The sequence below is a fragment of the Nocardia sp. PE-7 genome, from assembly GCF_030486425.1.
GTDB lineage: Bacteria > Actinomycetota > Actinomycetes > Mycobacteriales > Mycobacteriaceae > Nocardia > Nocardia salmonicida_A.
Genome location: NZ_CP129614.1, coordinates 3,111,106 through 3,126,764, shown reverse-complemented (window position 1 = coordinate 3,126,764; position 15,659 = coordinate 3,111,106). Strand labels below are relative to the sequence as shown.

At 65.4% G+C, this 15,659-nt stretch carries 13 protein-coding genes; 7 read left to right on the top strand and 6 right to left on the bottom strand.

Annotation, left to right across the window (positions count from 1 at the left end; genetic code table 11):
* Positions 1 to 74 precede the first annotated feature (74 nt).
* A complete protein-coding gene (locus QX204_RS14625) occupies positions 75 to 515 on the top strand; it encodes an Rrf2 family transcriptional regulator (protein ID WP_301907372.1) in 441 nt (146 codons plus the stop codon).
* 187 nt (positions 516 to 702) lie between these two features.
* Positions 703 to 1,533 carry an SDR family NAD(P)-dependent oxidoreductase gene (locus QX204_RS14620; RefSeq protein ID WP_301907371.1) on the top strand — a complete coding sequence of 277 codons (831 nt, stop codon included), beginning with the start codon at positions 703 to 705 and terminating at the stop codon, positions 1,531 to 1,533.
* On the opposite strand, the gene QX204_RS14615 is transcribed toward QX204_RS14620, so the two are convergent.
* Entirely contained in the window at positions 1,530 to 2,105 is a 576-nt protein-coding gene (locus QX204_RS14615) for an aminoglycoside phosphotransferase family protein (protein WP_301907370.1), read from the bottom strand. The two genes, QX204_RS14620 and QX204_RS14615, sit on opposite strands and share 4 nt — an antisense overlap.
* 264 nt (positions 2,106 to 2,369) lie before the next feature.
* On the opposite strand from QX204_RS14615, the gene QX204_RS14610 reads away from it, so the two are divergent.
* Entirely contained in the window at positions 2,370 to 3,170 is an 801-nt protein-coding gene (locus QX204_RS14610) for a carbonic anhydrase (RefSeq protein WP_301907368.1), read from the top strand.
* A 29-nt stretch (positions 3,171 to 3,199) separates the two neighbouring features.
* Here the strand turns inward: QX204_RS14610 and QX204_RS14605 are convergent, their stop codons facing one another.
* A complete protein-coding gene (locus QX204_RS14605) occupies positions 3,200 to 3,799 on the bottom strand; it encodes a TetR/AcrR family transcriptional regulator (RefSeq protein ID WP_301907367.1) in 600 nt (199 codons plus the stop codon).
* Between the two features lie 78 nt (positions 3,800 to 3,877).
* Between QX204_RS14605 and QX204_RS14600 the strand changes: the two genes are divergently transcribed.
* The 3 genes from QX204_RS14600 to QX204_RS14590 all read left to right on the top strand — a co-directional run bounded on the left by QX204_RS14600 (position 3,878) and on the right by QX204_RS14590 (position 8,324).
* Complete coding sequence (locus tag QX204_RS14600) at positions 3,878 to 5,173, top strand: YhgE/Pip domain-containing protein (protein ID WP_301907365.1); 1,296 nt, start codon at positions 3,878 to 3,880, stop codon at positions 5,171 to 5,173.
* Positions 5,174 to 5,203: 30 nt separating this feature from the next.
* Entirely contained in the window at positions 5,204 to 7,018 is a 1,815-nt protein-coding gene (locus QX204_RS14595; RefSeq protein WP_301907364.1) for an AMP-dependent synthetase/ligase, read from the top strand.
* A gap of 148 nt (positions 7,019 to 7,166) precedes the next feature.
* Entirely contained in the window at positions 7,167 to 8,324 is a 1,158-nt protein-coding gene (locus tag QX204_RS14590) for a fatty acid desaturase family protein (RefSeq protein WP_301907363.1), read from the top strand.
* A 657-nt stretch (positions 8,325 to 8,981) separates the two neighbouring features.
* On the opposite strand, the gene QX204_RS14585 is transcribed toward QX204_RS14590, so the two are convergent.
* The 3 genes from QX204_RS14585 to QX204_RS14575 all read right to left on the bottom strand — a co-directional run bounded on the left by QX204_RS14585 (position 8,982) and on the right by QX204_RS14575 (position 13,558).
* Entirely contained in the window at positions 8,982 to 10,262 is a 1,281-nt protein-coding gene (locus QX204_RS14585; RefSeq protein ID WP_301907362.1) for a lipase family protein, read from the bottom strand.
* A gap of 298 nt (positions 10,263 to 10,560) precedes the next feature.
* Positions 10,561 to 12,093 carry an acyl-CoA synthetase gene (locus QX204_RS14580; protein WP_301907361.1) on the bottom strand — a complete coding sequence of 511 codons (1,533 nt, stop codon included), beginning with the start codon at positions 12,091 to 12,093 and terminating at the stop codon, positions 10,561 to 10,563.
* 274 nt (positions 12,094 to 12,367) lie between these two features.
* Positions 12,368 to 13,558: an epoxide hydrolase family protein gene (locus tag QX204_RS14575; protein WP_301907360.1), complete on the bottom strand. Its 1,191-nt coding sequence runs from the start codon at positions 13,556 to 13,558 to the stop codon at positions 12,368 to 12,370.
* Between the two features lie 103 nt (positions 13,559 to 13,661).
* Between QX204_RS14575 and QX204_RS14570 the strand changes: the two genes are divergently transcribed.
* Positions 13,662 to 14,243: a CGNR zinc finger domain-containing protein gene (locus QX204_RS14570; RefSeq protein ID WP_301907358.1), complete on the top strand. Its 582-nt coding sequence runs from the start codon at positions 13,662 to 13,664 to the stop codon at positions 14,241 to 14,243.
* A gap of 169 nt (positions 14,244 to 14,412) precedes the next feature.
* Here the strand turns inward: QX204_RS14570 and QX204_RS14565 are convergent, their stop codons facing one another.
* Positions 14,413 to 15,651 (bottom strand): PucR family transcriptional regulator, encoded by a 1,239-nt coding sequence (locus QX204_RS14565; RefSeq protein WP_301907354.1) that lies wholly within the window; start codon positions 15,649 to 15,651, stop codon positions 14,413 to 14,415.
* Positions 15,652 to 15,659 lie beyond the last annotated feature (8 nt).

Here is a 15,659-nt window from a genome sequence, read left to right as displayed (position 1 = left end):
CCTCCGTTCGCCGTGCACGGAAACCGCAACCATGTTAGTTTCAGTTTCGAGGGTCGACGGCACCGGGAGGATGCATGAGCGTCAGCAGCAGGAGCGCGGTGGCGATTCACGCGTTGACGAAACTGGCGCAACGCGGGGAGAGTTCGCTGACCTCGGTGGAGATCGCGGAGAGTTTGGCGAGCAATCCGGTGCTGGTTCGGCGCATCCTCGGTAGCCTGCGTGACGCCGACTTGGTGCTGTCCACGGAGGGTCGCGGTGGAGGCTGGACGCTCGCCCGCCCCGCCCGCGAGATCACCCTCTTCGATGCCTACCGCGCCGTCGAAGGTTCGCCGGTGCTGTCTCGACATGCCCACCCACCCAGCGCCGAGTGCGAGGTCGGTCGTCATATGCAAGCGATTGTCGACGAGGAGTTCCGCAACGCCGAGCAGGCTATGGAGGAGCGGCTGGGTCGAACGACCATCGCGCATCTGCTCCAGAAGGTATTCGACATCGAACGGGCGGCGCGTACGCGCTGATCGTGTGACGGCGGGCGACCGCCGTTCTTTTTTACCCTAACTGTAACTGTGTTGGTTGCGGTAAAGCCGCGAAGGGAACCATGACATCCACGAGACCCGAAACCGACCGCGCTGGTTCAGGACTGGCGTTGCTGGCGGTGATCATCGCCCCATGGACGCGCCCTACTCCCTCAACGAAAGAACTGTCATGAAGACCATCGTCATCACCGGAGGTACCTCCGGCATCGGGCAAGCCCTCGCCACCACCTACCTCGACCGTGGCGACCAGGTAATCGTCATCGGCCCCGACCCAGCCAAGGGCGCCGCGTTCCTTCGGGCCGCGGACGAGCACGAGAACGGGGAAAGGGCGGTGTTCATGCACGCCGATCTCAGCCGCATCGCCGAGAACTACCGCGTCATCGAGGACATCACGACGCGGTTCGAACGCCTTGACGCCCTAGTGCTCTGCGCGCGGTACTTCCAATCTTCGCGTGTGGTGACCGCGGACGGGATCGAACACAACCTGGCGCTCTTCTACCTCAGCCGATTCCTCCTCGGGCAGGGACTGCTCCCGGCTTTGGAAACCGCCCCCGCGCCGGTGATCGTGAATATCGCGGGCCCTGGTGTCGGATCGCAAGAGATCGCCTGGAACGACCTCGGCCTCGAACGTGGATACAACGGCTGGACCGCCATGATCCAGGGTGGTCGCCTCAACGACCTCCTCGGCGTCCGCTTCGCAGCCGAAGGAAACCGCACACGCTACGTCCTGCAGTTTCCCGGTGGAACGCGAACCGGTTTCGCCGGAGACTTCGACGCCGCCACCGCAGTGCTCGCCGCGCAGATGAAGCAATCCGGACAGCCGGTCGAGTCGGCCATCTTGCCCATCGCCGCGCTGATCGATTCCCCACCGCCCGAACCGCTCAGCGCGGTCATGGAAGATCGCCGCCTCAGCCTCGACCACCCGAGTTTCGCCCCCTCTGCCGCAGCCCGCTTGGAAGCCCTCACCCACGAACTCCTGGACCGCACCTTGCGGCACTAGCGGCATCGAGAGCCTTGGCCCGGACCGAGGTCGCGCAAGGTCTCGGCGACGGCATCCAGAATGCGGCGGGGGAGTGGGTCGCCCAGTTCGGCGGCTGTCGTGCGGATCTCGTCTGTCCAGTCGGCGACCAGGTCGCTCAAGCGCGGCAGCCCGGCAGGGGCGTCGACAGCCAAGCGGTGCGACAGCTGCCCGAGTACGCCGACTGCCTCGTCGAAATCGGTGATGTCGGCCAGCGTCTTGGGTCCTGTGCGCTCGAGCAGCATCGCGAACCGTTCGTCATCACGGTCGAACAATCGCACCGCACCTCGTCCGTTCCAGTGGGCGAACGCGTCCGGCTCGAAGACGTTGCCCGGGTGCGGAAACGAGACCTTGACGACCGCGGGCGGCAGATCCGGACGCAGGACCGGTATGACGATCCCGACGTGGCCGTGCATGACCGGTCCGTCGGGGGCGCACAACCACCGTTGCAGTAGATCCTCCGCCAGCCGGGGCAGTGTCGCGATCCATGCCCGCCCGGGTTCGCCTTCGCGACTGATCGTTTCGTGGGCGAAGGCGTCCGGAATCTCGATCATGATCCGACCCTAGGCGTCTACCTCGAGGCGCGGCCACCGCCGATGTGACTTATCTCGCCGCCCTCGAGTCTGTTCTCCACGATGACGACCGGCATAGCCTGAATCCCCACGCAGAAGCCGAAATCAACTGTACTAGAAGACTATTCGGTACAAACCGGACATTCTCGGTGCAGTGGAAACTCGCTGATCTCGACGCGCGCGCACTGCCGTCCCGGGACGTGTACATCCGGGCCGACGGCAGCATCATGGCAAGGAGCTACACCGGTGCCGGTTCGTCACGAAGACCTCAGCCCCGTCCTCAGCCGCCGCGGCGCCCTCGCCGCACTGGCACTGCTCGCAGCCGCCGGTTGTGGCGGTTCGGTCGCGCCCACCACGGGCAAGCCGCACTGGGACTACGACGCCGAGGGCCCCGAGCGCTGGGCCGATCTCGACCGCGGCTACTCGGCCTGCCGAGTCGGCCACGCCCAATCGCCGATCGACCTGGACAGCCCCACCGAACTACACCCGTCCGACCACATCGAGATCGACTACCGCCCCATCCCGTCGGTGGATTTGCTCAACAACGGACACACCGTTCAGGTGAGCGCCCCAGCGGACTCCGGCAACCGCATCGCCGTCGACGGAACCCCGTTCACCCTGACCCAATTCCACTTCCATCTCCCCAGCGAGCACACAGTCGACGGCGCCGAGACCGCCATGGAACTGCATTTCGTCCACACCGCCCGATCCGGGCGGCTGGCCGTTCTCGCCGTCCTCCTGAACGCGCACACCGACCTCACCCCACTGAGTCGCATACTCACCGCCGCCCCGGACCGCGCAGGGCTCACCCGCGCTGTCACCACCGTGGACCCGCGCGAATTCCTCCCGGCCGACCTTGCCCAGTTCCGCTACCAGGGCTCCCTGACCACGCCCCCGTGCACCGAAGGCGTCGAGTGGATCGTGCTGCGCCACCCCGCACCGGTCGCGATCCGCGATGTCGACAGTTACCGCGCGCTGTTCCCGCACAGCAACAGACCCACCCAACCGCGCAACGGTCGCCCGGTAGTCCTGGCCGGATCCAACTGAACCGTTGTCGATGACGCGTTCTGCGATCGTCAGCTGGGGGAGGACCGGGGGAGCAGGCCGAGGGTGAGGTGTCGGACCAGGTCGTCGAGCAGCTGTTCGGAGTCGTAGTCGGCGGTGTACCCGGAGCCGACGAAGGTGGCCAGGCCCTGCAGGGCGGCCAGGGCGGTGACACCGAGCCGTTTCGGGTCACCTTCCACGATCTCGCCGGCGGCCTGACCTTCGGCGATGAGGGTGATCGGCACTGCGAACGCCCGGTCGGCGGCCTGCTGGATATCGGCGGAGGTGGAGTTGTTTCGGCGCGCGAACATCAGCGGCAACAGCTCGAGGTTGTCGACGGCGAACCGCAGGTAGGCGTAGGCGACGGTCTGTAGGCGTGCCGTGATGGGTCCTTCGATCACGGCCTGTTCGAAACAGGCGCCGAGGCGTTCGAGCCCGGTCACGGCGAGTGCGTCGAGCAGCGCCTGCTTGTCGCGGAAATGCCGGCTCGGCGCCGCATGGCTCACACCGGTGTCGCGGGCCAGTTGACGCAGGGAAAGCCCGTCCACACCGGCCTCGCGCAGTGTCGCTTCGGCGCGCGTCAGGAGCGCGGCGCGGAGGTCGCCGTGGTGGTACGGGGTGTGCAGGGACATGGTACGAGCAGGATATCCGACGTCCGCCCAATGTTTGCGTTGACTACTTTGTTGTCGCTGACTACATTGTCGAAGGCCATGACTGACAACACCGCGCCCACCCGCAAGCAGCGCACCATGCCGATCCGCGAATGGCTGGCCCCGATCACCCTGGTCACCATCCTGGCGGCACTGCTGGGCACCATGTACCTCGGCTACACCGCCGACCCCGAAAAACACCTCCACGACTTCCCGATCGCGCTGGTCAATCAAGACGTCGGCGACACCGTCGGCGGCACACCCACCAACATCGGCGCACAGATCACCACGGCGCTGAGCGACAACATCCCCGCCGACAAGATCGACCTGCGCCCGCTCGGCATCAACGAAGCCCAGCGACAACTGCAGAACGGCGAGGTGTACGGCGCCATCGTCATCCCCGGCGACTTCACCAAGCGCGTCGCCATCCTCGGCGCCGCATCGATCGTCCCCGGCCAGATCGAACAGCCGATCATCTCCGTGCTCACCAATCCACGGGCAGGCACCCTCGCCGCACAGATCATGAACACCGTCGCCGACCAAGCCATGACACAGGTGAACAGCACCGTCGGCGCCCAACTCGCCGAACAGGTCGATGCCGCGGTCGGCGCCACCCCACTCAGCGGCGCGGCCCAGCTACAACTCACCGAGCCGATCGACGTCATGGTCAGCGCCTACCACCCCCTGCCCGAAGGCACCGGCCAAGGCCTGGCCGCGTTCTTCTACACCCTGGTGCTGCTGATCGTCGGATTCAGCGGCGCGATGATGATCAACTCACTGGTCGATGCCTCCCTCGGCTACATCCCCGCCGAATACGGCCCATGGCACAAGACCACCGCTCCGGCCCGAATCAGCCGATGGCGCACCCTGCTCGTGAAATGGGCAGTCGCCGCGATCAGCGCCCCGCTGGCCTCCGGAGTGTTCCTCGGCGTCGGCACCCTGCTCAACATGTCGATCGAGCGACCACTGATGCTGTTTCTCTATGGCACACTGGCGATCGCCGCCATCGCGGTCACCGCCCTGTCGGTGATGGCCGCCTTCGGCACGGCAGGCCTGATGATCAACCTCATCGTGTTCGTGGTGCTCGGCATCCCGTCCTCCTCGGGCACCATCCCGCTCGAGGCGACACCGCGCTGGATCGCCGACATGGCCACCTTCGAACCCATGCATCAGATCTACCTGTCCGTGCGCGCCATCCTGTTCTTCGACGGCCACCTCGAAGCGGGCATGGCACAGGGCCTGTCGATGACCCTCGCCGGACTCGCGATCGGCCTGGTCGTCGGCGCGGTTGCCACCAACGCCTACGACCTGCGCGGACTGCTGCGTCTGGGCATCGAGCACGCACCCGCGCGATAACTGATCAACCCACGTCGAAGGGCCCCTGTGATGCACGAGTTCGAAGTCCCGGCTTCTTACACGATTCCCGAACACGCGAACAATTCCGACAGCGTGTTCCTGCACACCGAACACTCGCCGCACACGGTGCTGTTCAACGTCTCGAACGGCCGCGGCGGACTCACCGACATCACCGCGGCTCAGTTCGCACGAACGGTCACCGACGTGGCCAAGGGCCTCATCGCCTCGGGCATCGAACCCGGCGACCGCGTGGCCATCATGGCGCCCACCCGCTACGAGTGGGTCGTGCTCGACCACGCGATCTGGGCAACCGGCGCCTGCACCGTCGCCATCTTCGACAGCTCCGCCGCCGAACAAGCCACATGGATTCTGCAGGACTCCGCGACGAAACTGCTCATCGTCGACAGCGACGGACACCGCGCGATCATCGAGGAGATCGATGATCGCGCCCTGCCCGAGCTGCGAGAAATCCTCCAGATCGACACCGGCGTCGTCGAGGAGTTGACCACTCGCGGCGCCCATCTCGACGACGCGGCCGTGCACACCCGCCGAGCCGAGGTCGGCGTGAACTCCCCGGCGACCCTGATCTACACCTCGGGCACCACCGGCCGCCCCAAAGGCGTCATTCTCACGCACGGCAACCTCTACGCCGAGTCGAAATCCGACCGCATCGCCCTGGGTGAGTTCGTCACCGAGGGCAACAAGACACTGATGTTCCTGCCGCTCGCCCATGTCTTCGCACGAGCGGTGACACTGGCCGCGCTCGATGCCAAGGTGGTCGTCGCGTTCAGTTCCGATTGGTCGACACTCGTCGACCAATTCGGCAGCTACCGGCCGCATTTCATCCTCGCGGTGCCGCGCGTGTTCGAGAAGGTCTTCAACGGCGCCAAGCAGAAGGCGCACGCCGGCGGTAAGGGCAAGATCTTCGACCGGGCCACCGAGACCGCCATCGCCTGGAGCGAATCGCTGGACACCGGGGGACCCGGTCTCGCTCTGCGACTGCGCCACACCGTGTTCGACATCCTGGTGTACCGCAAACTGCGCCAGGCGCTCGGTGGACGCTGTGAGGCGGCGGTCTCCGGGGGTGGACCGCTGGGCGCTCGGCCCGGTCACTTCTTCCGCGGTGCCGGCATCCCGATCTACGAGGGCTACGGACTCACCGAGACCACCGCGGCGATCACCGTGAACACCCCGGCCGATACCCGGGTCGGCACCGTCGGCCGCCCGATCGAAGGACACGCCGTCAAGATCGCCGCCGACGGCGAACTGCTCCTGCGCGGCCCGGTCGTCTTCCACGAATACCGGGGCAACCCCCAGGCCACCGAGGACGCCTTCGCCGACGGCTGGTTCCAGACCGGCGATCTCGGCGCCATCGACCGCGACGGATACCTCACCATCACCGGTCGCAAGAAGGAAATCATCGTCACCGCAGGCGGAAAGAACGTCTCCCCGGGCCTGATGGAGGACTCCCTGCGTGCCCACCCGCTGATCAGCCAGGCGATGGTGGTCGGTGACGGCCGCCCGTTCGTCGGCGCCCTGATCACCCTCGACCCCGAAGTACTCCCGGCATGGAAGCACAGCCACAACCTGCCCGCCGACACCACGAACGAGGCCCTCATCGACAACCCGGATCTCGTCGCCGAGATCGATGCGGCCTTGGCCGACACGAACAAGAAGGTGTCCCATGCCGAGGCGATCAAGAAGGTCCGCATTCTGCCCGTCGACTGGACCGAAGCCGGCGGTGAACTGACCCCGAAGCTGTCGCTCAAGCGAGCGGCGGTCATGAAGAAGTACGCCGCCGAGGTGGACAAGATCTACGAATCCTCCACCGCCAGTAGCCAGTAGCCAGTAGCCAGTAGCACCCAAATCGGGACACCCGGCTGTTATGTCTAACTAAATAACGCAGTCTGCTCCGCATCTGCCCCTCTAGTTCGTATCCTCACCAGGACCGCGCCCGGCGCGCGGCCCCGTGAACAGAGGTTGAACACAGCAGATGGCTATATCTGACGTCGAGGCGTACACACATCTCTCGCCGACCGACATCGAAGAGTTCGGGCAACGCCTGGACGAGTTGCGCAGACAGATCGAGTCCAGCCTGGGCGAGCGCGACGCGAAATATATCAAAACTGTCATCCGCGTTCAGCGAGCGTGCGAGATCGCCGCTCGACTCGTGCTGATCGACTCGGGGCGCAAGAGCAGTTGGTGGTGGGGGACAGGCCTACTCACCTTGTCGAAGGTGCTCGAGAACATGGAGATCGGGCACAACGTCATGCACGGCCAGTGGGACTGGATGAACGACCCGGAAATCCACTCCACCACCTGGGAATGGGACCATTCCATGCCCGCCGCGCATTGGAAAGAAGCGCACAATTACCGCCATCACGTTTTCACCAACGTGCTCGGCCTCGACCCCGACGAAGGCTACGGTCTGCTCCGCATCACCCGCGACCGTCGCTGGCGTCCTTACCACCTCGGCAACTTCGTCTACCTCGTCCCGGTCTCACTGCTCTATGAACTGGGCATGTGCGTGTACCACCTTGAGATCCCGCGCGTGCTGGCGGGCAAGAAGGACAAGAAGAAGTTCCGGGAGGCTCGTGACGAAATCGTCCAGAAGGCAGGAAAGCAGCTGCTCAAGGACTACGTCATCTTTCCGGCCATGACCGGTCGGAACTGGAAATCGACGATACGCGCGAACATCACCGCCAACCTCACCAAGAACGTGTGGGAACAGATCGTCACGTTCTGCGGGCATTTCCCCGACGGTGCGGAGAAGTTCACCAAACGTGATATCGAGAACGAGACTCGCGGCGAATGGTATCTGCGCCAATACCTGGGCAGCGCCAATATCGAAGTCGGTCCCCTGATGCGTATTCTGACGGGCACGCTCAGCCATCAAATCGAACATCACTTGTTCCCGGACCTACCGAGCAACCGACTTCCCGAAATTCAGCGTGAAGTGCGCAAACTGGCGGCCGAATATCGCCTGCCTTACACCACCGGCAGCCTGGTCCGGCAATACGGTCTGACATTGCGCACCATCGCGAAGCTGTCGTTGCCCGATAAGTACCTCACTGCCGATGCCGACGAAGCCCCGGAGACCAGCTCCGAGAAGGCCACCGAATCCCGCCGCCTGACGCCCGTTCTCGTCTGATCCTCGTCGCGCACCGCATCGCTTCGAGTTCGGCGATGCGGTGTGCTGTCGGGGAAACCCTCGATAGTTTCGTCACTGTGACGAAATAGGGCCGGGGAAGCGGGAGGGGGAGTGTCACCCTTAGAGTGGCCGAGTCGGTTTTCCGTCGATCCAGGGCCTAGATCTGTGGTGATCGGCGAATTCAGCACGGACGGTCATGAATCGAACAATCCGGGAATTGGCCGAATTTCGTCAGATTTCGTCCCAGGGCCTGAAATGTCGTGCAACGGTCTGCGCGAATTGTCGGCGCGCACAAAATGGGAGCGCAGACAGGCGCCGTAGGGCGCCTGTCTGCGCTCGGTGCATCTCCCACAGACGCCGCAAACGTCCGCAGAACTCACGAATACCCCTCCCGACCGGCCGCCTTCAAACGCCGATAATGCACATTATGTCAAGTAAGCCCTTACTCGGCGCCCCGGCGTTCAGCAGATTCGTGTCCGGTGGCAAATCATCTGGCCACACCCCACCTTTGCCGACCGCGGGTGGGTGCACCTGCCCTGAACTCTCTGCCGAGATCTGCGTCCGCTCAGTGTGATTGATGTCGGACGTTTCCTGTCGCGGCAGAGAATTCGAAGGCCTCTCCCCTGTGGTCCCGAAAATTGATGGAACCGCGTGTTGTCAGGGCAAGGACGCGCAGTTCACCGGAGCGGGCACGCCCGCGAGGCGATCGACCATCCAGGGCTGCGAACTCGTCAGCGACGGGAAGAAGGCCAGATCGTGGGTGCCCAAGAAGCCCGACATCGCGGGCACCGCGCTGTCTGCTTCCAGCTGTACCGCCGCGCCGCCGCCACACCACTGCGCGGCGAGATCGCGCGCGGCGGGATAGGTGGCCTTGTCGTCGTGCATGGCCGAGTAGACACGCACCGGCGCCGCAGGAGCGGTCCCGCCGAGCCGCTGCTCGTCGAATGCCCGCTTCAACTCGGGGGAACCGTCGATTACAGCCGTCAGCGGCCGTCCGCTGGTCGTCCACCGTGCCGTGTCCTGGGGCTGGACGAGAATCTCGGACAGACCGCCCCCGCACGTGCCGGCGGAGCTGTGCAGGATCGCCTTACCGGTGTCGTTGAGCTCGGCGTCGAGTACCGGGCGGGTCTCGGGGTAGTCGGCGGCGATTCCGTTGAGCACCCATGCGATGGCGGGCGCGACGCCGGGGCTGCCGTTGCTGCGCGCGATGAAGTCCTGTGGCCCCGCCACCGGCCCGCCCACGTAAGCTCCGCGCACGTTGAGTTCGGGTGCGTACTCGGCCTGCAGTTCGGCGGCGGCAGCGGAGGCCATCCCGCCCTGGGAGTAGCCGTAGATGATGACCGGTGAATCCGGGCCGAGCCCCGAACCGGGCAGGCGCAGCGCGGCGCGCGCGGAATCGAGCACCGCGTAAGCCTGCGTCTTACGGTTCAGGAAGTTGTGCACTCCCGGTACCCCGAAGTCGTGATAGTCGGTCATCACGACCGCCATCCCGCTGGCCAGGAGTTGATAGATCGCGATGATGTCGTATTCGAAGACCACGTCGGCGGGCGGCTGGTACCGGACTACCTGCCCCAGCATCGCCGACGGCGCGCATTCGGCGCTTTGGCCCTGTGCGCCGCCGGCGTAGGCCACCAGTGGTCGCGGGCCCGGGCCGGTCCAGGGCTGACTCGGCTCCAGATAGGTGCCGACCACCGTGTTCGGCGCGTCGTGGGTGTCGTTGCTGGAGTAGACCAGCCGGGTGGATCGTGCGGGTATCGGCCCCGCCGCGCCGGGAATCGTGATCGCCGTCGCGGCGCCGTCGGCACGGATGACATCACCCCCCGCCACGTGTAACTGTGGCGGCTGGGCCCCTACCGTCGATGTGGCCACGACCCCGGTGCCGACGACCACGAGGGTTCCCGTGAGGGCTGCGATCCAGGCGCGTTTTCCGCTCTTCATACCGATCCTTCGTGCGAGGTGGTCCGTTCAGGGCATCTATCGAACCGAACAGCACAATCGCCACGGGATGGAGCGCAACACCGCTTGTCAGCGGATCGTGAGCAGAAAAGCGTGCTGTTCGATCGGAGAACTAGATCGAAACTGCGGGCATCTCTGTCGAGCACAGATCCAGGCACAGATATCGCGGTGCCAGGGCCAGCTTATGTCATGAGGCCGATATCGCTGCGCAGGGTATCGCTTCGGTGTGAGGAGGGGCCGCGGTCGATAGTCGATTCGGATTCGGCGGCGGCCCCATCGGTCAGAGATACCGGTCGCGGAGTTTGCCCTTGACCAGTTTTCCGGTCGGCGTGCGCGGCAGATCGTCGGAGAAGTCGACCGTGCGCGGCACCTTGTAGCCGCCGATCCTCTCCCTGAGGAATTCGCGCAGTTCCTCGGCGAGTGCGGGCCCTGCCTCGACCCCGGCCGCCGGTTGCACGACCGCCTTCACCGCTTCGCCCATCTCCTCGTCGGGCACGCCGATCACCGCGACATCGAACACTTTCGGATGTAGGGCCAGTGCGTTCTCGATCTCTTGCGGATAGATATTGACGCCGCCCGAGATGATCGTGAACGCCTTGCGGTCGGTGAGGAACAGGTAGCCGTCCTCGTCGATGTAACCGATATCGCCGGTGGTGGTCCAGGTGGGATGGTTCGGGTGGACCGCCTCGGCGGTCTTGGCGGGATCGTTGTGGTAGTTGAAGGGCAGTTCTTCGCGTTCGAAATAGATGGTGCCGATCTCGCCGGACGCCAGCTCGACGCCGTCGGTGCCGCACACCCGGATGACACCCAGGCCCGCGGTGCCGACCGAACCCGGTTTGCGCAACCACTGCTCGCTGTCGATGAAGGTGGCGCCGTTGGCCTCGGTCGAGGCGTAGTACTCGTGCAGTACCGGCCCCCACCAGTCGATCATGGCCCGTTTCACCTCGACCGGACACGGTGCGGCGGCGTGTACGGCGGCTTGCATACTCGACACGTCGTAGCGGGCTCGCACCGATTCGTCGAGTTTGAGCATCCGGACGAACATCGTCGGCACCCATTGACTGTGCGTGACCCGGTGCCGTTCGATCGTGGCGAGTGCCAGCTCCGCGTCGAACTTCTCCATCACCACGAGGGTGCCGCCCAGCGCGTTCACCACACCACCGAAACGCAACGGCGCCGCGTGGTACAGCGGCGCGGGTGAGAGGTAGACACTGTGGGGCTCGAAGGCGTAGAGCGGGCCGAAGATCGCGGTGTAGGTGTCACCGGGCGGGTCGCCGACCTGTCGATCGGATAGCGGCAGCTTGATGCCCTTGGGTCTGCCCGTGGTCCCCGAGGAGTAGAGCATGTCGGCGCCGCGCGGCTGATCGGTCAACGGTTCCGGAGACGCCGCCGCGAGCGCCTGCTCGTAGGACTTGTATCCCTCGACCGGACCGTCGAAGGCCAACCGGATCTCCACCCGCGGCGTGATCGCCGTGACCTGCTCGGCGGTCGCTGCCAGCGCTGCGGACACGATGAGCGCGCGCGCTCCGCAGTCGTCGACGATGTAGCCGATCTCGGCGGGAGTCAGATGCCAGTTGACTGCGGTGATATAGAGCCCCGAACGCAGTGCCGCCCAATACACCTCGTACATCTTCGGGTCGTTCACCGACAGCAACGCCACATGATCGCCTCTGCGCAGCCCCGCGTCGTGGAGGTGGCGGGCCAGCCGGATCGAGTTCTCCTCCAGTTGCCGATAGGTCAGCGTGGCACCGCTCTCGGCCATGACGATGGCAACCTTGTCGGGAAATCGGTCGACGTGTGCGCCCGGATACATAGTGCTCCTTCGTAGAACGGAGCGGATACCGCGAGTGGCCGATGCCGCCGACATCCGTGCGAGCCTCGCGACCTCCGCTCGAGCGGGTGAACCTGTTCCGGACAGTAGCCGAAAGTGAACGATGATTCCGGCGATTCCAGAACGCTTGTTTCATCGAGGCGGTATCGCGTTTGACTGATTTGCGGCTGCTATGTGGTGGCACCGCGCGGGTGCGACACACTCGACGGCGATCTCGTCGGGCGAGAAGTTGCCGGTTATTCCAATAGCTGCGTGGTCAGCACGACGGCACTCGGACCTTCGCAGCGGCCAGCACTTCCGCGAGGCCTTCCCGCAGGTCTTTGATGAAGTACTCAGGAACCTCGAGCGAGGGGAAGTGTCCCCCGCGCTCGGGCAAATTCCATCGGACGATCTGGCGGTACCGCTCCTGCGCCCATGCGCGTGGAGCCTTCTCGACGTCGTGTGGATACATCGTGATGGCCGACGGCACGTCTACGCGAAGTTCTGGGTCGAGCGAGTTGTGGCTTTCGTAGTAGATGCGGGCCGCGGACGCGCCGGTCCGCGTCAGCCAGTACAGGGTGACATCGTCGAGAACGCTGTCGATGGATATCGTGTCGAACGGGCTGTCGTCGGTGTCGGACCACTCGGCGAACTTGTCGAAGATCCAGGCGAGCAGCCCGACCGGTGAGTCGACGAGCGAGTAGCCGATGGTCTGCGGTCGGGTCGCCTGCTGCTTCGCGTACGCCGCGCGGTGGCGCCAGAAGTCGCGGGTTTCGGCTGCCCACTGGCGCTCGACCGCCGTCAGTCCGTCCGTGGTCAATCCGGGCGGTCCCTCCGCGAACGTGGTGTGGATGCCGAGAACGTGCGCCGGGAACCTGCCGCCGAGAACCGTGGTGATGTTGCCTCCCCAGTCGCCGCCGTGGGCCAGGAACTGGCCGTAGCCGAGCCTTCCCATGAGTTCCACCCAGGCGGCCGCGATCTTCTCGGTCCCCCACCCGGTGGTAGTCGGCTTGTCGCTGTAGCCGAAGCCAGGTAGCGACGGGACTACGACGTGGAACGCGGGCGCGTCCGCGTCTTTCGGATCGGCCAACTCGTCGACTACATCGATGAACCGAACAATGCTGTCCGGCCAACCGTGCGTCAGGATCAGCGGAGTGGCGTCCGCGCGCGTGGATCGGCGGTGCAGGAAGTGGATTCCCAGGTCATCGATGGTCGTACGGAACTGGCCGATCCGGTTGAGGCGTTCTTCGAACGATCGCCAGTTGTACTCGGTGCGCCAGTAATTCACGACGTCGACGAGGTCCGCGAGAGGGACTCCTTGTTCCCATCGCCGCGGGTCGGGCGCGGCGCGGTAGACCGTCTCGGCCTCCGGCAGGCGCGCCGCCGCCAATCGTGCGCGCAGATCGTCGAGGTCAGTGTCGGGTGCGTGGGCTTCGAATGCGTGCACAGCGCTGGTTGGGCGGGGCATGAGACCTCCTTGCCGTCGCGGAACCGGCTACCGCTTATCGAGAACCGGCTAAGACGGTTCTAACACGTCTGGATTTCGATGCGCAACCGGCTAAGGTGGTTCCATGCGTGCCGAGTTCCCTGATTTCCGCCTCGGGAGTGTGCTGGCGACCAGCTTCACGGCGACGCTGACCGAGCGTCACGGCGACGCTGTGGAACGCATTCCCACGCCGCAGCGACTCGTCGACTGGCTCGCGGTGAGCGGCTTAGCCGTCGACTCCTGCACCACCGCCCAGCTCGAACTCGCTCGGACACTGCGGGAATCAATTCACGCCGCCGCGACAGCGGCCGCGATCCAGGACACTCCCCCGGTGTCCGCTGTCCGAATCATCAATGACCGCAGCATCCAAGGTCGGGCGGCGGCGATCCTGACGCCCGAAAGCAATCGTGAATGGCGACTCAGCTCGGCGTCCTGCGTAGAGGATGCCCTGGGCGTCATCGCCGCCGACGCGATCAGCATCATCGCGGGCGAACGAGACGGAAGATTGGCCCTGTGCGCATCGCCGACGTGTCGAGCGGCCTTCTTCGACACCAGCCAGAGCCGCACCCGCAAATGGTGCGACATGAACACGTGCGGGAATCGCCAGAAGAAGGCGCGCTTCAACGCCAATCAGCGCAAAACCTCCGATCAGCGGAGCGATCGCTAGTTCTGTACTGCTGGCTCGGTTCAGGGGCGGTCGACCCATCATGAGCGTCGGCGGTCGAGCTCGCCACTGTCGGAGGGGATTTCCGCCCGATTCGCGCCGCGCGGCAGCACTGCCGAGTAGGGAACGGCGGCTCTCCGGTAGCTGTGCGGGATGCACAAACCGCCTGGACTCAGATTGTCCGAGTCAGGACGTGGCGGTACCAGCGGCAGATGCCGAGGGCGAAGCGCAGTTCGAAGGTGTCGGTGTCGACCGCGATGCCGTAGCGGCCGGTGACCTGTTGGATGCGGTATTGGACGGTGTTGCGATGGACGTCGAGCACGCGGGCGGTGCGGGAGTAGCTGGCGCCCTCGGCGAGGAACACCTCGAGGGTGTTCCGGAGCAGCTCCACCTTGGTGCCGTCGCCGGCCAGGGGCCCGAGGACGCGGTGGACGAGGCCGGCCAGTTCGCCCGGGTCCTCGGTCAGCAACGCGAAGGGTGCGATCGCGTCGTAGTCGACCACGGTGGGTGCGGTCTCCCCCGCCGAAATGGCCAGCGCCTTCGCCCGTGCCGCGCTGCGGGCCGAGCGTCGAAACCCGGGCAGTCCTTCGCCGATCGGGCCGAGTGCCACTCGTACCGGCAGCCCGGAGGCCTCGACCTGTTCGGTGAGTTCGTGAAGTGCGCACGGCTCCTCGATCGGGAACCAGATACACATGGCGCGGTCCCCCGACGCCGCGACCAGTTCGGAGCCACGGGTGCGCATCGCGGCGGACAGTAGCTGTCGTGCCTGCTCGAGCGCGCGCACGGCGTCGGTGCCGGTGACTGTCGACCATACTTCGGCCGCGCGGTGTCGCTGGTCGAGTCGGTAGTTCAGCACTTCTTCGGCCGCCGCGACGTCGACATCCTCGTTGTCGAGCAGACGCGTGATCCACTGTTGTCGTGCGGCTTGGCGACTGCTGAGCCAGCGATCCCGTTCCGCCTCGTAGATTCGCCCCATCGACGAATTGAGCCGATCCAGGTAGGTCCCCGCGAATTTGAGGACCTCCGCGATCCGGGCGGGTTGGTCGGGGCCGGGGACAGCGAGGATCAGCCCGATCGCCGCGTCGAGGATGCGGTACTGCCCCAGCCCGTAGGCGCGCAGCAGGATCGTCAGCGGTACACCTCGCCTGGCTAGGCGTTGGGCGTAGGCGGCGGCGCCGGCAGGCGGGCCGACGGTGGCGGGATCGATCCCGTTGGCCAGGACGTACTGCACGGCGGCGATGTTCTCCGCGATGCTGGCGGCGCGCATCTCGGCCAGGTCGGCGGCCACGTCGTTGAGCGGAATCATCTGCTCGGTCACTCGGATGAGGTCTTCGGTGATCGCGTCGACCCGCGGACCGAGGGCCTGTCCCACCCATACCAGGGATCCGTATGCCGCCACGGGCGCTTCCATTCGTTGAA

Excerpts from the sequence above, each read along its gene's own strand:
- QX204_RS14625 (WP_301907372.1), top strand. The coding sequence starts at position 75 with ATGAGCGTCAGCAGCAGGAGCGCGGTGGCGATTCACGCGTTGACGAAA.
- QX204_RS14620 (WP_301907371.1), top strand. The coding sequence starts at position 703 with ATGAAGACCATCGTCATCACCGGAGGTACCTCCGGCATCGGGCAAGCC.
- QX204_RS14615 (WP_301907370.1), bottom strand. The coding sequence starts at position 2,105 with ATGATCGAGATTCCGGACGCCTTCGCCCACGAAACGATCAGTCGCGAA.
- QX204_RS14605 (WP_301907367.1), bottom strand. The coding sequence starts at position 3,799 with ATGTCCCTGCACACCCCGTACCACCACGGCGACCTCCGCGCCGCGCTC.
- QX204_RS14600 (WP_301907365.1), top strand. The coding sequence starts at position 3,878 with ATGACTGACAACACCGCGCCCACCCGCAAGCAGCGCACCATGCCGATC.
- QX204_RS14595 (WP_301907364.1), top strand. The coding sequence starts at position 5,204 with ATGCACGAGTTCGAAGTCCCGGCTTCTTACACGATTCCCGAACACGCG.
- QX204_RS14590 (WP_301907363.1), top strand. The coding sequence starts at position 7,167 with ATGGCTATATCTGACGTCGAGGCGTACACACATCTCTCGCCGACCGAC.
- QX204_RS14585 (WP_301907362.1), bottom strand. The coding sequence starts at position 10,262 with ATGAAGAGCGGAAAACGCGCCTGGATCGCAGCCCTCACGGGAACCCTC.
- QX204_RS14580 (WP_301907361.1), bottom strand. The coding sequence starts at position 12,093 with ATGTATCCGGGCGCACACGTCGACCGATTTCCCGACAAGGTTGCCATC.
- QX204_RS14575 (WP_301907360.1), bottom strand. The coding sequence starts at position 13,558 with ATGCCCCGCCCAACCAGCGCTGTGCACGCATTCGAAGCCCACGCACCC.
- QX204_RS14570 (WP_301907358.1), top strand. The coding sequence starts at position 13,662 with ATGCGTGCCGAGTTCCCTGATTTCCGCCTCGGGAGTGTGCTGGCGACC.
- QX204_RS14565 (WP_301907354.1), bottom strand. The coding sequence starts at position 15,651 with ATGGAAGCGCCCGTGGCGGCATACGGATCCCTGGTATGGGTGGGACAG.